Annotated in this window: 16 protein-coding genes; 8 read left to right on the forward strand and 8 right to left on the reverse strand. The window is 44.6% G+C overall.

Annotated features, from left to right (window positions below; all coding sequences use genetic code 11):
• Positions 1–127: 127 nt before the first annotated feature.
• Entirely contained in the window at positions 128–1,180 is a 1,053-nt protein-coding gene (locus SWOO_RS20800) for an alkene reductase (RefSeq protein WP_012326640.1), read from the reverse strand.
• A gap of 126 nt (positions 1,181–1,306) precedes the next feature.
• Between SWOO_RS20800 and SWOO_RS20805 the strand changes: the two genes are divergently transcribed.
• From SWOO_RS20805 to SWOO_RS20815, 3 genes are all read left to right on the forward strand, one after another.
• Positions 1,307–1,888 carry a TetR/AcrR family transcriptional regulator gene (locus SWOO_RS20805; RefSeq protein ID WP_012326641.1) on the forward strand — a complete coding sequence of 194 codons (582 nt, stop codon included), beginning with the start codon at positions 1,307–1,309 and terminating at the stop codon, positions 1,886–1,888.
• 161 nt (positions 1,889–2,049) lie between these two features.
• Positions 2,050–2,340 carry a YkgJ family cysteine cluster protein gene (locus SWOO_RS20810; protein WP_012326642.1) on the forward strand — a complete coding sequence of 97 codons (291 nt, stop codon included), beginning with the start codon at positions 2,050–2,052 and terminating at the stop codon, positions 2,338–2,340.
• A gap of 109 nt (positions 2,341–2,449) precedes the next feature.
• The gene (locus tag SWOO_RS20815; RefSeq protein ID WP_012326643.1) at positions 2,450–3,286 is read left to right on the forward strand and encodes a LysR family transcriptional regulator; all 837 of its coding nucleotides are present in this window, start codon (positions 2,450–2,452) and stop codon (positions 3,284–3,286) included.
• Between the two features lie 72 nt (positions 3,287–3,358).
• On the opposite strand, the gene SWOO_RS20820 is transcribed toward SWOO_RS20815, so the two are convergent.
• The gene (locus SWOO_RS20820) at positions 3,359–3,802 is read right to left on the reverse strand and encodes a universal stress protein (protein ID WP_012326644.1); all 444 of its coding nucleotides are present in this window, start codon (positions 3,800–3,802) and stop codon (positions 3,359–3,361) included.
• A gap of 75 nt (positions 3,803–3,877) precedes the next feature.
• Positions 3,878–4,309, reverse strand: coding sequence for a universal stress protein (locus SWOO_RS20825; RefSeq protein ID WP_012326645.1), 432 nt, complete (start codon positions 4,307–4,309; stop codon positions 3,878–3,880).
• 477 nt (positions 4,310–4,786) lie between these two features.
• Between SWOO_RS20825 and bufA2 the strand changes: the two genes are divergently transcribed.
• From bufA2 to SWOO_RS20850, 5 genes are all read left to right on the forward strand, one after another.
• A complete protein-coding gene (gene bufA2 / locus SWOO_RS20830; RefSeq protein WP_012326646.1) occupies positions 4,787–5,254 on the forward strand; it encodes a BufA2 family periplasmic bufferin-type metallophore in 468 nt (155 codons plus the stop codon).
• Positions 5,255–5,328: 74 nt separating this feature from the next.
• On the forward strand, positions 5,329–6,246 hold the full coding sequence (gene bufB, locus SWOO_RS20835; RefSeq protein ID WP_012326647.1) for an MNIO family bufferin maturase: 918 nt from the start codon (positions 5,329–5,331) through the stop codon (positions 6,244–6,246).
• Complete coding sequence (locus SWOO_RS20840; RefSeq protein WP_012326648.1) at positions 6,233–7,039, forward strand: HvfC/BufC N-terminal domain-containing protein; 807 nt, start codon at positions 6,233–6,235, stop codon at positions 7,037–7,039. Before bufB ends, SWOO_RS20840 begins: the two co-directional genes overlap by 14 nt.
• A gap of 208 nt (positions 7,040–7,247) precedes the next feature.
• Positions 7,248–8,687 carry a coniferyl aldehyde dehydrogenase gene (locus SWOO_RS20845; protein ID WP_012326649.1) on the forward strand — a complete coding sequence of 480 codons (1,440 nt, stop codon included), beginning with the start codon at positions 7,248–7,250 and terminating at the stop codon, positions 8,685–8,687.
• 221 nt (positions 8,688–8,908) lie between these two features.
• The gene (locus SWOO_RS20850; protein ID WP_012326650.1) at positions 8,909–9,490 is read left to right on the forward strand and encodes a TetR/AcrR family transcriptional regulator; all 582 of its coding nucleotides are present in this window, start codon (positions 8,909–8,911) and stop codon (positions 9,488–9,490) included.
• A 73-nt stretch (positions 9,491–9,563) separates the two neighbouring features.
• Here SWOO_RS20850 and SWOO_RS20855 read toward each other — a convergent pair whose 3' ends face one another.
• From SWOO_RS20855 to SWOO_RS20875, 5 genes are all read right to left on the reverse strand, one after another.
• Positions 9,564–9,785, reverse strand: a complete 222-nt coding sequence (locus tag SWOO_RS20855; protein ID WP_012326651.1) for a hypothetical protein — start codon at positions 9,783–9,785, stop codon at positions 9,564–9,566.
• Positions 9,786–10,373 (reverse strand): hypothetical protein, encoded by a 588-nt coding sequence (locus SWOO_RS20860; RefSeq protein WP_012326652.1) that lies wholly within the window; start codon positions 10,371–10,373, stop codon positions 9,786–9,788.
• A gap of 313 nt (positions 10,374–10,686) precedes the next feature.
• Entirely contained in the window at positions 10,687–12,078 is a 1,392-nt protein-coding gene (locus tag SWOO_RS20865; RefSeq protein ID WP_012326653.1) for a sensor histidine kinase, read from the reverse strand.
• A gap of 18 nt (positions 12,079–12,096) precedes the next feature.
• The gene (locus tag SWOO_RS20870; RefSeq protein WP_012326654.1) at positions 12,097–13,554 is read right to left on the reverse strand and encodes a sigma-54-dependent transcriptional regulator; all 1,458 of its coding nucleotides are present in this window, start codon (positions 13,552–13,554) and stop codon (positions 12,097–12,099) included.
• A gap of 133 nt (positions 13,555–13,687) precedes the next feature.
• Entirely contained in the window at positions 13,688–14,902 is a 1,215-nt protein-coding gene (locus SWOO_RS20875; protein ID WP_012326655.1) for an ABC transporter permease, read from the reverse strand.
• Positions 14,903–14,922 lie beyond the last annotated feature (20 nt).

Consider the following 14,922-nt stretch of genomic DNA (forward strand, 5'->3'; position numbering starts at 1 on the left):
ACTCAGAGGTTGCTTAAGCTTTATCGAAAACAAAAAAAGAGGCTAGCCTGGAGACTAACCTCTCTGTCTAACATATCTATGGGGATAGATGAGACAAGGTTGATGATTTTGGTAAAACTGAACGCCTCTAAACTAGGTTCGCTAACATCTCATCTGAGTATTCAACGAGCTCCTTACCCTCACGGACTCTAGATACGTAATCTGGATTTGCGATAAAGGGTCTGCCAATAGCAAGAAGATCAAACTTATCTTGAGCTATGGCACTGCTACCGGACTCGGCGCTATAGCTTCCGACACCCACCAGTGTCTTGTTATACACACTACGAACATAAGCAGATGCGCTGCCTCCCAAATAATCAAACTTCATGGCATCATCAAAAATACCGATATGCAGGAAGGCTAAGTTTCTCAGCTCAAGTTGAGGAAGAAGATAATCGAAAACTGCGCGATCACGCTCATCACTGGCCATATTGAAATAAGCACCTGGCGAGACTCGCAGCGCAGTTCTTTCATTACCGATACGCTGGGCAACTGCATCCACAACCTCCAGTGCAAAGCGAGCCATATTTTCAGGCGTTTGGCCATATTCATCTTGGCGATGGTTACTGTCATGATGCAGGAACTGATCAAGTAAATACCCGTTAGCGCCATGGATCTCGACACCATCAAAACCTGCATCTATTGCATTTGACGCTGCTTGTGAATAATCAGCAACAAGCTGAGCAATATCTTCATGGGTCACGGCTTTAGGCACTTGATAGCTCAACTCACGCATTCTTGGCACACTTCCCTCAACACCTACTGCAGAGGGAGCTAAGACATCTGTTGATCCTGTTTTCTTAAAAAAGTGTGGATGAGCAACTCGGCCTGTATGCCATAGCTGGGCAAATATTTTACCCCCACCTTGATGTACCGCATCAGTCACCACTCGCCAGCCATCTATCTGCGCAGAGGAAAACAGACCAGGAGTATTGGGATAACCTTGACCGTCAGGGCGAATAATCACGGCTTCAGAGATAATAAGTCCAGCTTCTGCACGTCGAGCGTAATAATCCGCCATCGCCTGAGTCGGTACTAGCTCCTCATCAGCCATGCAGCGGGTCAGTGGTGCCATCAAAATGCGATTTTGCAGGGTAATGGTCTCGTTGAGCGCAAAAGTTTGAAAAAGGTTATCAGTCATAGCGACCTCTGTTTCTTGAATGTTCATTCAAGATATTCTTATTTGAACGATCATTCAAGTATTATTTTGAACAAACATTCAAAATTAAGTACAATCCAGTGAACGAGAGCTAATGAGTCGCTGCCCATGCGTAATGCTGAGTTTGATAGAGAGAAAGTACTGAGATCCGCCATGACCGCTTTTATGGACAAAGGTTACGGTAAGACAAGTATGCAAGATCTGACCAAAGCAACTGGATTACATCCAGGTTCTATCTACTGTGCATTTGATAATAAACGTGGCCTTCTATTAGCCGCGTTAGAGCAGTATAAGATCGACAGAACAACTGAGTTTCAGGGTTTCTTTACTGGCAAAAAAAGTGTGTTAGCTGAGCTGAAAGACTATCTGGATAATACGGTTCAGGAGTGTATTAGCTGCGAAGCCGCCAAAGCCTGTCTGCTAACAAAAGCCCTTAACGAGATGGCTCAGCAAGATGAAGAGATACAAAAAATAATCACCGAGAATCTAGCCAATTGGCAACAGGGACTCGCCGATGTATTCACACTCGCCAAAGAGAAAGGTGAACTCAGCGCAGAACGTGACAGCCAACATCTAGCACGTTTTCTCGCCATGGGGATCTATGGACTCAGAACCTTTGCCCACACTCACCCTCAAGGAGAGACACTGCAGGAGTTAGCCGATCAACTCTTCAAGGATATCTGCGCTTAGCATTTTTAAGCTTTAAAAATAGTAATCAATCGATCCCCCTTCGCAGATATAGCCCTATCTGCTTGATAAATAGAGATGACAGGGTCATCAGCAAGATAAGCACAGACAAGAGCCCTATTTCTGCGGTATTCTGTCGACTTCAAGTACTATCAAAGCGCCCTATGACCATAGATGTAACCAACCTCAACGAACCTGAAATTACCTGTGCCACTTGCCAAGCATGCTGTTGTCGCCTCCAAGTTCTAATCATCTCTGACACAGGTGTTCCCGATGAGCATATCGAAGAAGCTGAGTGGGGAGGCGAAGTGATGCGTCGTCTGGACGATGGTTGGTGCTCCGCACTGGATCGGGAAACTAAGATGTGCACCATCTATGAACAGCGCCCCTGGATATGCCGTGAATTTGAGATGGGCTCTTATGAATGCAAAACAGAGCGCACTGATAATATGTAGCCTATTGCTATAACTATTACCTATAGCTCAACCTTGTTAACATAACTAATCCTGAGTAAGCTAACGTTTATGACCCATTTCATAGCTCGTAGCTTATTAAGGATCCTCAGTGAAGCTAAGATCGATACACTACTTTCAATCTGTCTATGAACAGGGCAGTATCACGGCAGCTTCACGCCAATGTTTCGTCTCTCAGCCCTCAATCACTGCGGCAATTTCACAGCTAGAACAGCAACTTAATGTAGAGCTATTTGTGCGCCATACTGGTGGCGTACGCCCAACTTCAGCCGCCGATAAACTCTATCCATTGGCGAGAGAGATGAGTGAAAATGAGCAAGCTATTCTTCATCTTTTTAAAGATAGCCCGGCCCCAGTGCCGCTCCGTTTGGGCCTAATGCGCTCTCTTGGTGCCCAACGTATGAGTGATTTACTGACAGAGCTGACCCAAAGGATCGACAACCTTGAACTCACTCTTGTGGAGCCTGATGAGCCCAGTGATGCTAGAGTCGTTTTATCTCAATCAGCATCCAGTAGCGAAGACTTTATCCCTATTTGGGAAGATAAGTACCAACTCGCAATCCCCTGTAACTGGTCTTTAGCTTCTAAGCCTATTATCAAGATAGAAGATCTCGATGGACTGCCCTTCATTAATCGAACCCCATGTGATGTGCAGGACAGGCTTAAACATGCCATGACCAAGTGCGGTGCCCAATTTCAGTCCAGAGCCAATATTCGCACCATAGAATATACTTGGCCTATGGTCTGCGCTGGCGTAGGCGCAGCTCTCCTTCCCGATTGGCAAGAGATAAAACACAACAAGGCCTTAGTATTAAGGCCAATTGAGGGGGAGAAATTGATTAAACAGATAGGATTAGCTTACAGTGCAAGTCGGTTGAGTGAGCCAGCTATTACCGCGGTGATATCCGTTTGCCGAGACAAGGCATAACAGGGGTTAATAGCTGTAAATGCCACTGATGAGGCGCAGTGATTAGCATCAACTAGCGCCTCATTAAACGGATCATTTAACCACAAGCACCGGACACTTAGCTTTATTAGCCACAGCTTCCGATACATTAGGATTAAGCAAGTGAGACAAACCTGTGTGGCCATGACTGGCGATCACTATCATCCCCACCTCCTGTTCAATACTCTCCTCTATAATTTGCGCCATCACATCCCCACTCCTGACCACAGGAATAACGCTGAGCGCTTCATCTAGATAAGCCTCAACTTCACCGGCTAATTTAGTGAGCTTCTCTTTAGAGAAGTTTTCCATCTCATCCTCAAGCTCAGCTGGCGTTTCTACCGCGATGCCGTAGTTATGATGCCCTAATGCTTCGCTATTGATATGCAGCAATCGAATATCGACATGATAAAGGTTCGCCATCTCGATAGCATATTTCAATGCATGGGATGCAGTTTCAGAAAAATCCGTTGGGCATAAAATCTGACGAGTACGCATAATTAGCTCCTCCTAAGTCACTGTTTAACTTAAATTCCGTTAAATTCAATCATCCAAACTCTTTACTTCACAGCTTTATTTCACCACTAAGACCGGACATTTAGCACGATTTGCGATCCCTTCAGCGACATTGGTGTGTAGAAAGTGTGATAAACCGCTACGACCATGGCTAGCCATGACTATCATTCCAACATCAAACTCAACCGCATCGGCTAAGATCTCCTCAATGGGAGAGCCCCGCCTAATAACGGTTTCCATCGGTAGCTCACTTTTTAAATCAGAGAGCAGATGCCGCATCTTATCTGCAGCCGCGTCCTCCATGCTCTTAGCCAGTTCCTCGGGAGTAATGGCGAGTATCTGATAGTTTTCAGCACCAACAGGCTGATCCACTACATGGATTAATCTCAACCCTACTTGATAAAAATTGGCCATTTCAATAGCGTATCTTAATGCATGAGATGCTGTTTCGGAAAAGTCCGTTGGACAGAGTATTTGTCTGGTTCTCATAACTACCTCCTATGACCTCATAATTATAGTTTTTTCTTAGCCATCCTTTACCTGTATTAAACTTTTCATCTGAAAAACTTCTCTCCTTACATTAATTCTAGTTTTATGCAGCCCTAAAAATGTTGATCTTGATCACACATACTGCTTACTTAGCCTCTTAATTTATATGCTAAACAAAGCCATGTTCCGTCTATAACCCGCCTTAAAAATCTAAGACTAAATATCAAAGCAATTAAAGTTAAAACAACCACAAAACAGCCACAAAAACAGTTCCTATCACTAAAAACCTCATTTTTAATATATGAATACCTGAAATTTTAGCTAACTAAGCTCGGTCTTGATTTTAGGTAGATATGCTGGCTTTTGAGACCGGATAAATGAACTGTTCACAATCAAAACAGTTTTTTTATGTGGTTACCTGAAAATTGTCACTAATCTTATACCTGAGTTCAATAATTAATCAAAAAGGGTAATATCATGAATACTAAAGCTCAAGCCACCCTGACAGGGGCAGCTCTTGCACTGACAATGGCAGGACTAACTGGTTGTGCTAGTACAGAAAAGTCTGAAACAACTCAAGCGGCAATGGCGAAAGGTAGTACTGATCTCGTCCACTGTTATGGCGTTAATGTCTGTAAAGGTCATAACGATTGTAAAACAGCGACCAACGCCTGTGGCGGCCATGCAAGCTGTAAAGGCACCGGTTTTGTCGCTATGCCATCAAAGAGCTGCGCAGATGTTGGTGGCAAGATTCAGGATGATTGGGTCGGCAGTATCGCTAAAACAGACTTAGTTCATTGCTACAGCGTGAACGTCTGTAAAGGTCATAATGACTGTAAAACAGCAAATAATGCTTGTGGTGGACACGCCAGCTGTAAAGGCACAGGCTTTGTTTCGGCTCCAGCTAAATCATGTGCCGATATTGGCGGCAAAGTAGGCGCTTAATATCATATCGTAAACAAAACAGGCAGCAGATCCTTTTCGCTGCCTTTATTTACCTCAATCAAGGTGAGCACAGAGTGACAGAAACGGCACTGACACAAGATTTTCTCGGATTTGGATTGGGGTTAAGAACCAATCACTTTGACCATGTTCTGACAAATCGCCCCGATATAGACTGGTTTGAAGTGTTATCGGAAAACTATATGGTCGCTGGCGGCAAGCCAAGATATTATCTTGAAGCCATAGCCGAACAATATCCGATAGTGATGCATGGTGTCTCTATGTCGATAGGCAGCACAGACCCTCTGGATAGGGAGTATTTAACCGCACTTAAAAAGCTCGCTAATGATGTTCAGCCTCAATGGATCTCAGATCATATCTGCTGGACCTCAATTCATGGGGTGAATAGCCATGATCTTCTGCCCCTTCCCTATACCGAAGAGACCATCAAGCATGTGGCTGAGCGTGTACGTCAAGTACAGGATTTTTTAGGCAGACGGATTTTGTTAGAGAACGTCTCCAGCTACCTCTCTTATCAAGACTCAACCATGGACGAGTGGGCGTTTCTCAATGCGGTCGCTGAGCAAGCCGACTGCCTCATACTTTTAGATATCAATAACATTTATGTCAGTGCTAGAAATCATAATTTCGACCCTGTCACTTATCTCAACAAGATCGACCCTAAACGGGTACAACAGTTCCACCTTGCAGGCCACTCTGACTATGGAGATTATGTCGTCGATACCCATGATCACGACGTGCCTAATAGTGTATGGGAACTTTACCGTATTGCCCTTGAGCGTTTCGGTGCTATCAGTACTATGATAGAGCGAGATGGCAATATTCCTGAATTCCCAGCGTTGGAGCAGGAGCTACAAATAGCCAGAGATATTGCAGAAAAGACATTGCCTGAACTCGCTTCTCAATTAGCGAGTATCAATGAACAAGCTCAAAAACAGAGCTTAAAAACAGGAATGTTTGATGACCAGTCTTAAGCAAACCCAAGCACTCTTTATGACATACATACTCTCAGATAAGGAGAGTGATGCCGACCAAGATGATAAGTTTTCAGCTTTCTCCTCTATTATCACAGCTAAGAGTGAAGAGGATGGCAAAACCCGACTTGGGATCTATGCCAGTGCCTATCGACTCAGATTAATTGAGACCATAGAGACAGATCACGAGATCTTAGGGGTATACTTAGGCGATGAGCTTTTTGACAAGATGGCTCAAGCCTATATCAATGCGCACCCATCATCATTTCGCTCACTGCGGCATTTCTGTGATGCCCTGCCGCAATTTCTCAGTGACGATAGCTTTTTCAGCCAATACCCTATCCTATCCCATATCGCCACTTTCGAGCGCCGCTTACTCAACGCTTTCGATGCAGAAGAACAGCCTAGAGCCAGCTTTACCGAGCTTGAACAACTTGCCCCAGAGCACTGGCCCGAGAGTCAATTCAGGTTCCACTCTAGCGTACAAATATTTCAGTGCCAAAGTAATGCAGTCGAAAGCTGGCAGGCCTTGAAAAATGAACAGACACCGCCCCAGCCCGACTACAGTATCGCCAGTGCCTGGTTGCTCTGGCGAGGTGAAGAGCGACTCACAGAGTTTATCTCTCTCACCGAATATCAGCTGGTGCTTTTAGAGGGCTTCATCAAGGGCAATACCTTAGCCCAGCAGTGTGAACTCATGCTCAACTACTTTGATGAGGAGCAGGCTCCCGTTAAGGTATTACAAGCGATACGAGCTTGGTTCGACATGGGGATTATCCGTGCAATTGCGTAAGCGGTAAGTTTCGAGTTTCGAGTTTCGAAGCAGAATAGAAACCTGCCGTGCAGTATTTCCTCACCTTTCAAAAGCCTCCCACACATTAATACTGGACGTTTTTTGTTCTCTGACATAGTATACAGATAACAGACCGACCAATCAGTCGGTTTAGTTGATTAACAAATAACAGCCTCACCCACACATACCCTATAGCAGGAGCGAGCAGATGAACATGCCTATTCAACAGACAGATAATGATCTAGTTCAAGCAGTTAACTTAACTGAACTACTTCAATCTCAACAGCAAAGCTATCGCTCACAGCCCGCTCCAGCCTATGAACTTAGGGTAAAACAACTTCATGCACTAAAAGCTGCACTGCTCAAGTTTAAGCAGCCGTTAGCCGAAGCACTTAACCGAGATTACGGCAGCCGCTCTGTCGATGACACCATGATCTCAGACATCATGCCTTGCCTTAACAACATCAACTACAGCCTTAAAAACCTAAAGAAGTGGATGAAACCAAGTCATCGACATGCAGGGCTTCTGCTCGCTCCTGCTAAAGTAAAGGTTCAATACCAGCCTGTGGGTGTTGTCGGCATTATTGTGCCATGGAACTTTCCTGTTATGCTGTCTGTTGGCCCCTTGATCACCGCACTCTCTGCCGGTAATCGAGCCATGTTAAAGCTGTCTGAGTTTACTCCTGAAACCAATAAGGTGATCACTGAGATGCTAAGCAGCATCTTTGATACCAATACCGTTGCCGTCGTTGAAGGGGAAGCCGATGTTGCTGCAGAGTTCTCCGGGCTGCCTTTCGACCACCTGCTTTTTACAGGCTCTACCACAGTAGGACGCCATGTAATGCGAGCTGCTGCTGCGAATCTAACCCCAGTCACTCTTGAGCTAGGGGGGAAATCCCCAGTGATAGTCGCCCCCGATATGCCGATAGAGACCGCTGTTGAGCGCATGATCTATGGTAAATGTTTAAACTCAGGGCAAATATGTGTGGCACCGGACTACATCTTAGTGCCGAAGGAGAAACAGGCTGAATTTGTCGCAGCTTACCAGAAAAAGTTCACAGCCATGTACGGCAACGTCAGTGACAACAGTGACTACGGCGCCATTATCAATGAGCGCCAGTTCGAGCGTTTAACCTCTGTACTTGAGGATGCAAAAGCCAAGGGCGCCACCGTTATCAGTGCCAATGATGAACCCATCAACACAGAAAAACGCAAAATCCCCACTCAGCTTATTACCGACGTCAGTGATGAGATGATATTGATGCAAGATGAGATATTCGGGCCTCTGCTTCCCATCTTAGGCTATGACAATCTGGATGAGGCGATAACCTACATCAATGATAGACCTCGTCCATTAGCGCTCTACTTGATGAGCTTTAACCAACAGACTCAAGATAAAGTACTTAATAACACCCACTCAGGTGGCGTCTGTATCAATGAAACTGTGTTCCACGTTGCCGCTGACGATGCGCCATTTGGCGGTATTGGACCATCAGGTATGGGGCACTATCATGGCAAAGAGGGCTTCTTGACCTTAAGTCATGCTAAAACAGTGCTTAGCCGAGGAAAGCTTAATACAGGTAAGTTCGTTCACCCACCTTACGGTACGGGTATTCAAGCCATGCTATACAAGCTATTTATGCGCTAGTTATTTCTAGGTTCTAGGCTTGATTACTAGCAGGTTCTAGGTTCTAGGTTCTAGGTTCTAGGTTCTAGGTTCTAGGTTCTAGGTTCTAGGTTCTAGGTTCTAGCAGCATGCTGAAACAAGTTGTGCATGACAAATTGAGTCACTATCTCTGTCATCCTGAGTTTATCTCAGGAGCTGGCTTTGTAATAACAAGAAAGTTAATCAGGTAAGACAAGTCGTTGATGAGCAAACCAGATAAGAAACAAGCTATTTTAGATACCGCGCTGACACTATTTGTCAGCCAAGGTTTTTATGCAACCTCAACGGCGTCTATTGCCAAAAAGGCGGGGGTAGCAACGGGTACCCTGTTTCACCATTTTCCCTCAAAAGATGAGTTGATGAACCATCTATTCATCTCCATTAAGCAGGAGTTTGCCGATGCGATTCTCACCTCGGTGACCGATAGCGGCAATCTAAAACAGGATGCACAACATCTCTGGTACGCTGCCATTCAGTGGGCCATAGAAAATCCACTCAAGCAGGAGTTTTTTCAGCAATACTCCATGTCCCCCTCTATTCCGCTGGAGATCCGCGAGCAAGCGATGAACTCAATACTCAGTTTTATGGGAGCCTTGATGCAAAAAGGCCATGCTCTAGGATTACTAGCAGACTATCCCCTAAGCCTGATGCAAGACAACTGCCACGGCCAGTTCCTAGCCGCCACCCGTTACTTTCTAGATAACCCAGGCAAATGGCAGGAGCCAACACACAAAGAGGCCAGCTTTGCGATGTTTTGGAATGCGATGAGAACGGATAACGGATAACGGATAACGGATAACGGATAACGGATAACGGAAATATAATCGTGCCTCACTAACAATGAGGCACGATTAAGAATTACTCCTTCTCTTTCTTACTTTTACTCTCTTTTTTACCACCTGGGTTACGCCCTTTCTTTTCAGGGACACCACTGCCATGGGCATCATTCCAATGTTTGTCATCTAGATTTTTCTCTGCTTTCTCATGAGCCTTATCATCATGCTCAGGTTCTGCAGCATAAGTGGCGGTACTGAAAAATAAGATTGAAATAAGTAGTATTAACTTTGTATATAACATCATTTAATCTCCATTTATTGATGATGGTGCGCGATTAGCGCGTTTTTTTGGGGTAATTTCTTTAGGGAAAACAAGATAAAACGGAGCAGATTCATCATAAATAACAGTGGGCAGCTCCGAAGAGTAAAGATCCTCTTCCTGTGTTGATTCTTGCTTGATTATCTCCGCTAAAAGCTCAATTTCTTCACTTCTAATCTGATATATTTTTGCTACATCTTCATCTGAATATCCGAGCAAGTTCATCTTCTCTTTTACCAAAATCCAATCCAACGCCTCTTTAGTACTCTTTGGTTTAGCCGCTCCTTCCCAAGGTAGAATCTGATTAACTTGAATATTAGACTCGGTACGATAAAAGCCTCCTGAAACAGTGCCAATGAAAAGTGAAATAGAGACAACAAGCATGCTGATGCCTAAAAACTTAGCGCCATACTTATTAGAGTTATTGATATTCAGCACATATTGAGTACCTAATAAAGTACCAATAAAACCAAAAATACTCGTTAGAAATAACCCAATAACTGGGGTATTAGACGCCCCTAAGAGGAAACCAATAAACAGTGAAAAAAACGTAAATCCTAGATATAGACTCATAACGCTCCCTGTAAAATCAATTACGCTCAACCTTGATGTTTTTCCGAATTAATATATCGAAAAACAAAGCCTTTCCAATTAAAAGCTTCATAAAGAAACAGATTATTAGATAACATAACAGAACAAATAATAACCACAAGTCTAAACAATTGAGTCTTGTTACTCGCCGTCCACAGAGCCTCTGCGAACAGGAGAAAGATTTGATCTTTGATTAAAAGCGGTGGAGAGAGCTTGCCGGATAATAAGCGCTAACTCTCTTTTAGATTGGAATCATATAAATATCTGCACGTTTCACACAAAAGAGAAAAGCAGATTAAACAGATGGTAGCCAAACCCTCACACAAAGCCCCATATCATCGCGATTATGTAGGCTAATGCGTCCATCGTGGGCTTCAATAATTTCACGGCAAAGAGGCAAGCCAAGTCCTGTACCAGACTGCTTAGTGGAGTAGAAAGGCAGTAGAGCTTGTTTAAGTACCTCGGCGGGCATTCCGCTGCCCTCATCTTTCACCTCAATCACTGTTCCACTCATCACTCGCCCTTCACTATCCAGAGCGCGATTATTGGCATTAAGTGGGGATGATGCTTCAATGCTTAAGCTCACTCCCGCTATCTTTGAGCCTGATTCATGGGCGTTTTTCAACAGATTCAGTAATACCTGCTCCATCTGAATAAGATCGAACTCACCACTGTCACTAGGCAGCTCACCAAGCAGAGTAAACTGATAATGCTGACCTAGCTGATCCACCAATTTACGCCAATCGACTCTCTCTTTTTTAGGTAGGGGAAGTTTAGCAAAGCGGGCATAATTGAAGATAAACTGGCTAAGGTGGCTGGTTCTATCCTCAATCGTATCGAAGATCATCTTAAGCTTAGGATCATTAAGATCTTTGGTCAGCATACGCCCAGAGTTCACCATAGAGGCGATAGGCGCTACAGAGTTATTCAGCTCATGACTGATTATTCGTATCACCTTTTTCCAAACAGCGACCTCTTGTCGATTTAACTCATGGGTCATCTGCCTTAGCAGTACCAGATGATGATACTGACCATTAAGCAAAAATTGCCCCCGTGATAGGTGCCAGGTCTCATCCTCATCTTGACCCTCAACAGACAAGGTAAACAACCCACCTTTTGGCTTGCTTAATGCCGATGACAGCTCATCGCTGACCTTGTCCATCACCTCCTGCAATAGGAAACCATTGATATGATTACCTTGGTTTAATAGATGTCTTGCGGCATCATTAGCATAGATAATACGTTGGTCATCATCGAGCAGTAACATGACATTCGGCGAGCTCTGGATCACTTTATCCAGCAATAACTCACGCTGGTAGATATATTGTCGCTCCTGCCTTAGAGTTTCGGCAGATTCATTAAATAGTTCAATCAAACTCTGTAGTTGAGGCTCTCCACTAGCAGGAATAGTGACACTAAAGTCGTTATCTTTAAAATTAAGCAGGCCCACCTCAAGTGCATTAAGGCTAGTAGCGAGAGTCCGAGTGGCATAATAACTAATAACCCAAGCGCACAGAGCCGCAAGCATAAATATCATGACAAAAGAGAACATTGAGGCGGCGATAAAGGTTTGTGGCTGCGTCATCTTAAACATGACAAACAATGACAAACCAGTACCGACTTGAGAAGCGAATACAGCGCCAAGAATCAATTTAGTGCGTAGCGAGAGAAACGAAAACAGTGCCATTAACAGATATACCCTCGATTATTTATCTATGCCGAATTTTTCCATTCTGCGATAAAGCGCTTGGCGACTCAAACCTAATGATTTGGCCACTCTGGCGATAACCCCACCATGTTGGATAAGCGCAGCTTCTATCTCACTTTTCTCAAGCTGAGTTTTATCGGTCTCTGCCCCTCTTGAATCAAGCTGCTCTGTAGACTCAGGACTTATTGAGCTAGCAGTATCAGACTGAGCTTGTACTTGACTCTGTACAAGGGCTTGTACTTGAGCAGAGCGAACACTGGAATCATCTTCAGACAGGTGGCTAATGCTACCAAGGCCAAAATCCGATGGCGTTAATTTAGGGCTACTTGCTAAGATCACAGCTCGCTTACAGGCATTTTCCAGCTCACGTACATTGCCAGGCCAAGGGTGTGCAACTAATGATTCTTGCGCTTGTTTATTCAGTGAAAACTCTCTGCCAATAAAGTGTTCGACCAGAGGCAATATATCATCTTGACGTTGATTGAGCGGTGCTAAGGCAAGCTCAATCACGTTAAGTCGATAGAAGAGGTCTTCACGAAAACACCCCTGTTTAATATCTTCAGCAAGGTCAGCATTGGTTGCACTGAGTACCCTGACATTCACTTTCTTAGTCTGGTGACTCCCAAGACGCTCAAACTCGCCAGTTTGCAACACCCGCAATAGTTTGATCTGACCCGACAAGGGCAAATTACCTATCTCATCCAGAAATAAAGTCCCACCATCGGCTGCCTCGAAACGACCAATACGTGTCTTGTTAGCACCTGTAAATGCTCCAGCCTCTGCACCAAACAGCTCAGCCTCTAATAGATCAATCGGCAAAGCGCCAACGTTAACCTTGATAAAAGGCTTGGTTTTGAGCGATGAGTTCGCGTGTATGATATCGGCAAGCTTATCTTTACCCGCACCATTGGGGCCAGTGATCAGCACAGAGACATCGGAGCGAGCGATCTGTAGTGCCAAATCCACGCTACGTTGCATGGCGCCACTGCCAAAGACAATGCCACACAGATCTGCGCCTTTAATTGCTGACATACGATCGTTTTCAACTCGAGTCAGTTGAGTATTGGCTTTAGATAACGCATGTAATGAGATCAGATTATTGATACTAGTGACTAACTTGGTGTCATCCCAAGGTTTGCCCATATAATCTGCTGCTCCCTCTTTTACTAACTCAACAGCTATCTCAAGTTGAGTCCATGCCGTTAGCAATACGATAGGTAGCTCGGGCTGCAGCTCTCTCAGCGCATAAAACAAGGCCTTTCCCTCTTCACCAGAGGTGGTGTCTTGGGTGAAGTTCATATCCTGAACCACTAAGGCGATATCATGTAATCGAATGAGTTCGAGGGCAACCTCTGGAGAGAGACAAGTAAGGGTATTAAAGCCGTTCAGCTCTAACATAAGCGACAATGCGTTACACACTGCTTGGTTGTCATCGACGATGAGAATCGTATCCATACTTGAGTATTGTTCTTATATTGTTGAATATCTGAGTATTAGAACCATCAAACTAACTGAAAGTGAAAGAGAATTAAAGGACAATGCCCATCAATACATGCCTCTTTCACTCATGGTTAACACTCACTTATCGCTAAACGCTGCGTGTTGCTATCGCCGGAGAGATCTTAGCCGCTTTTCTAGCGGGCAGAATCACAGCTACCGTCGTCAACACCACTAAACCTACAACAGTAGCGATGGGGTAGATAAGCTCAAGCTGAGGTAAGCTGTAAACACTCATCAACTGCCTTCCTAACTGCACTGCAACCAAAGCACCAATAACCCCACCTGTTAGACAGATAATGTAGTTCTCGACTAGGAAGAAGCTAACAATATCACGCTTCTTCGCCCCTAAAGCGCGGCGCGTGCCTATCTGTTTAGTGCGACGCTCGATATTGAACATCACCATACCCGCTAAACCCAGAGAGGTGATAAGCAATAATAGAATAACCATCATAGAGAGCACTGTCGCCATCAGTTCATGATCACGATAGACACGCTTTCTGTGCTCTGTGATCATAGTAAAACCATCGATCACTCGATTCTTATTCTCTTTGTGTAGAGCCGCAATAATCTGTGGCTTAAGCTCTGTCATCAAGCCCGGTTCTGCACGAACAAGGAAACGGTTAAATGAGGTAAGTCCGAGCTCAACATTCAGAATAATCGCATTATCTAAGTGGCTGCTATTCACCCAAGCCCCTTGTAAGGTTTTAACCACCCCGATCACCTTGAGTGCTTGCTCTCCATATCCGCCAGCATAGATGGTCTGACCCACAGCAGGCTCATCCCCCCAAGTTACAGTAGCAAAAGCTTGACTAACAATTGCAAGATTTGCGGTATTCGGATGGCCAGACTCAATCTCAGATTGATAGAAGTTACGGCCAGCGATCATCTCAACCCCTAAGGTTTCCACCATCTGCTCATCGCCATAATAGATAGCAGCCTGTGGTGCATCTTTCGCGGTCTCTTCACTCTGACCATAGGTGAAAGTTGATGACCAGCCACCACCGCTCAGTGGCGTCATACTGCTGGTGGTTGAAGCTTTAACTCCAGCTAAGCCACGAATAATATCCATATCTCGACTGTTTTGAGCCGTATAGTCGACCCCCTCTTCGAAGTTATAGACAGTGAAGTCAAAAACTTCATCTTCTACTAAACCTGAGTCACGACTCATCAGCTGTACCCGCTCATTAATAATAAAGCTGGCGTTGGCAACGATAGCCACTGATAAAATGATCTGTAGCAGTAACAGTAACGGACCGCTTTTGTTATGTCGTAGCGTGCTGATAATCGGTTTAATCTGCAACATAGTTCTTTTCCTTAAACTCT

Source organism: Shewanella woodyi ATCC 51908 (genome assembly GCF_000019525.1).
In the GTDB taxonomy this organism is placed as follows: Bacteria; Pseudomonadota; Gammaproteobacteria; order Enterobacterales; family Shewanellaceae; genus Shewanella; species Shewanella woodyi.

Excerpts from the sequence above, each read along its gene's own strand:
- bufA2 (WP_012326646.1), top strand. The coding sequence starts at position 4,787 with ATGAATACTAAAGCTCAAGCCACCCTGACAGGGGCAGCTCTTGCACTG.
- SWOO_RS20860 (WP_012326652.1), bottom strand. The coding sequence starts at position 10,373 with ATGAGTCTATATCTAGGATTTACGTTTTTTTCACTGTTTATTGGTTTC.
- SWOO_RS20805 (WP_012326641.1), top strand. The coding sequence starts at position 1,307 with ATGCGTAATGCTGAGTTTGATAGAGAGAAAGTACTGAGATCCGCCATG.
- SWOO_RS20810 (WP_012326642.1), top strand. The coding sequence starts at position 2,050 with ATGACCATAGATGTAACCAACCTCAACGAACCTGAAATTACCTGTGCC.
- SWOO_RS20850 (WP_012326650.1), top strand. The coding sequence starts at position 8,909 with ATGAGCAAACCAGATAAGAAACAAGCTATTTTAGATACCGCGCTGACA.
- SWOO_RS20870 (WP_012326654.1), bottom strand. The coding sequence starts at position 13,554 with ATGGATACGATTCTCATCGTCGATGACAACCAAGCAGTGTGTAACGCA.
- SWOO_RS20845 (WP_012326649.1), top strand. The coding sequence starts at position 7,248 with ATGAACATGCCTATTCAACAGACAGATAATGATCTAGTTCAAGCAGTT.
- SWOO_RS20820 (WP_012326644.1), bottom strand. The coding sequence starts at position 3,802 with ATGCGTACTCGTCAGATTTTATGCCCAACGGATTTTTCTGAAACTGCA.
- SWOO_RS20865 (WP_012326653.1), bottom strand. The coding sequence starts at position 12,078 with ATGGCACTGTTTTCGTTTCTCTCGCTACGCACTAAATTGATTCTTGGC.
- SWOO_RS20825 (WP_012326645.1), bottom strand. The coding sequence starts at position 4,309 with ATGAGAACCAGACAAATACTCTGTCCAACGGACTTTTCCGAAACAGCA.
- SWOO_RS20840 (WP_012326648.1), top strand. The coding sequence starts at position 6,233 with ATGACCAGTCTTAAGCAAACCCAAGCACTCTTTATGACATACATACTC.
- SWOO_RS20800 (WP_012326640.1), bottom strand. The coding sequence starts at position 1,180 with ATGACTGATAACCTTTTTCAAACTTTTGCGCTCAACGAGACCATTACC.
- SWOO_RS20855 (WP_012326651.1), bottom strand. The coding sequence starts at position 9,785 with ATGATGTTATATACAAAGTTAATACTACTTATTTCAATCTTATTTTTC.
- SWOO_RS20875 (WP_012326655.1), bottom strand. The coding sequence starts at position 14,902 with ATGTTGCAGATTAAACCGATTATCAGCACGCTACGACATAACAAAAGC.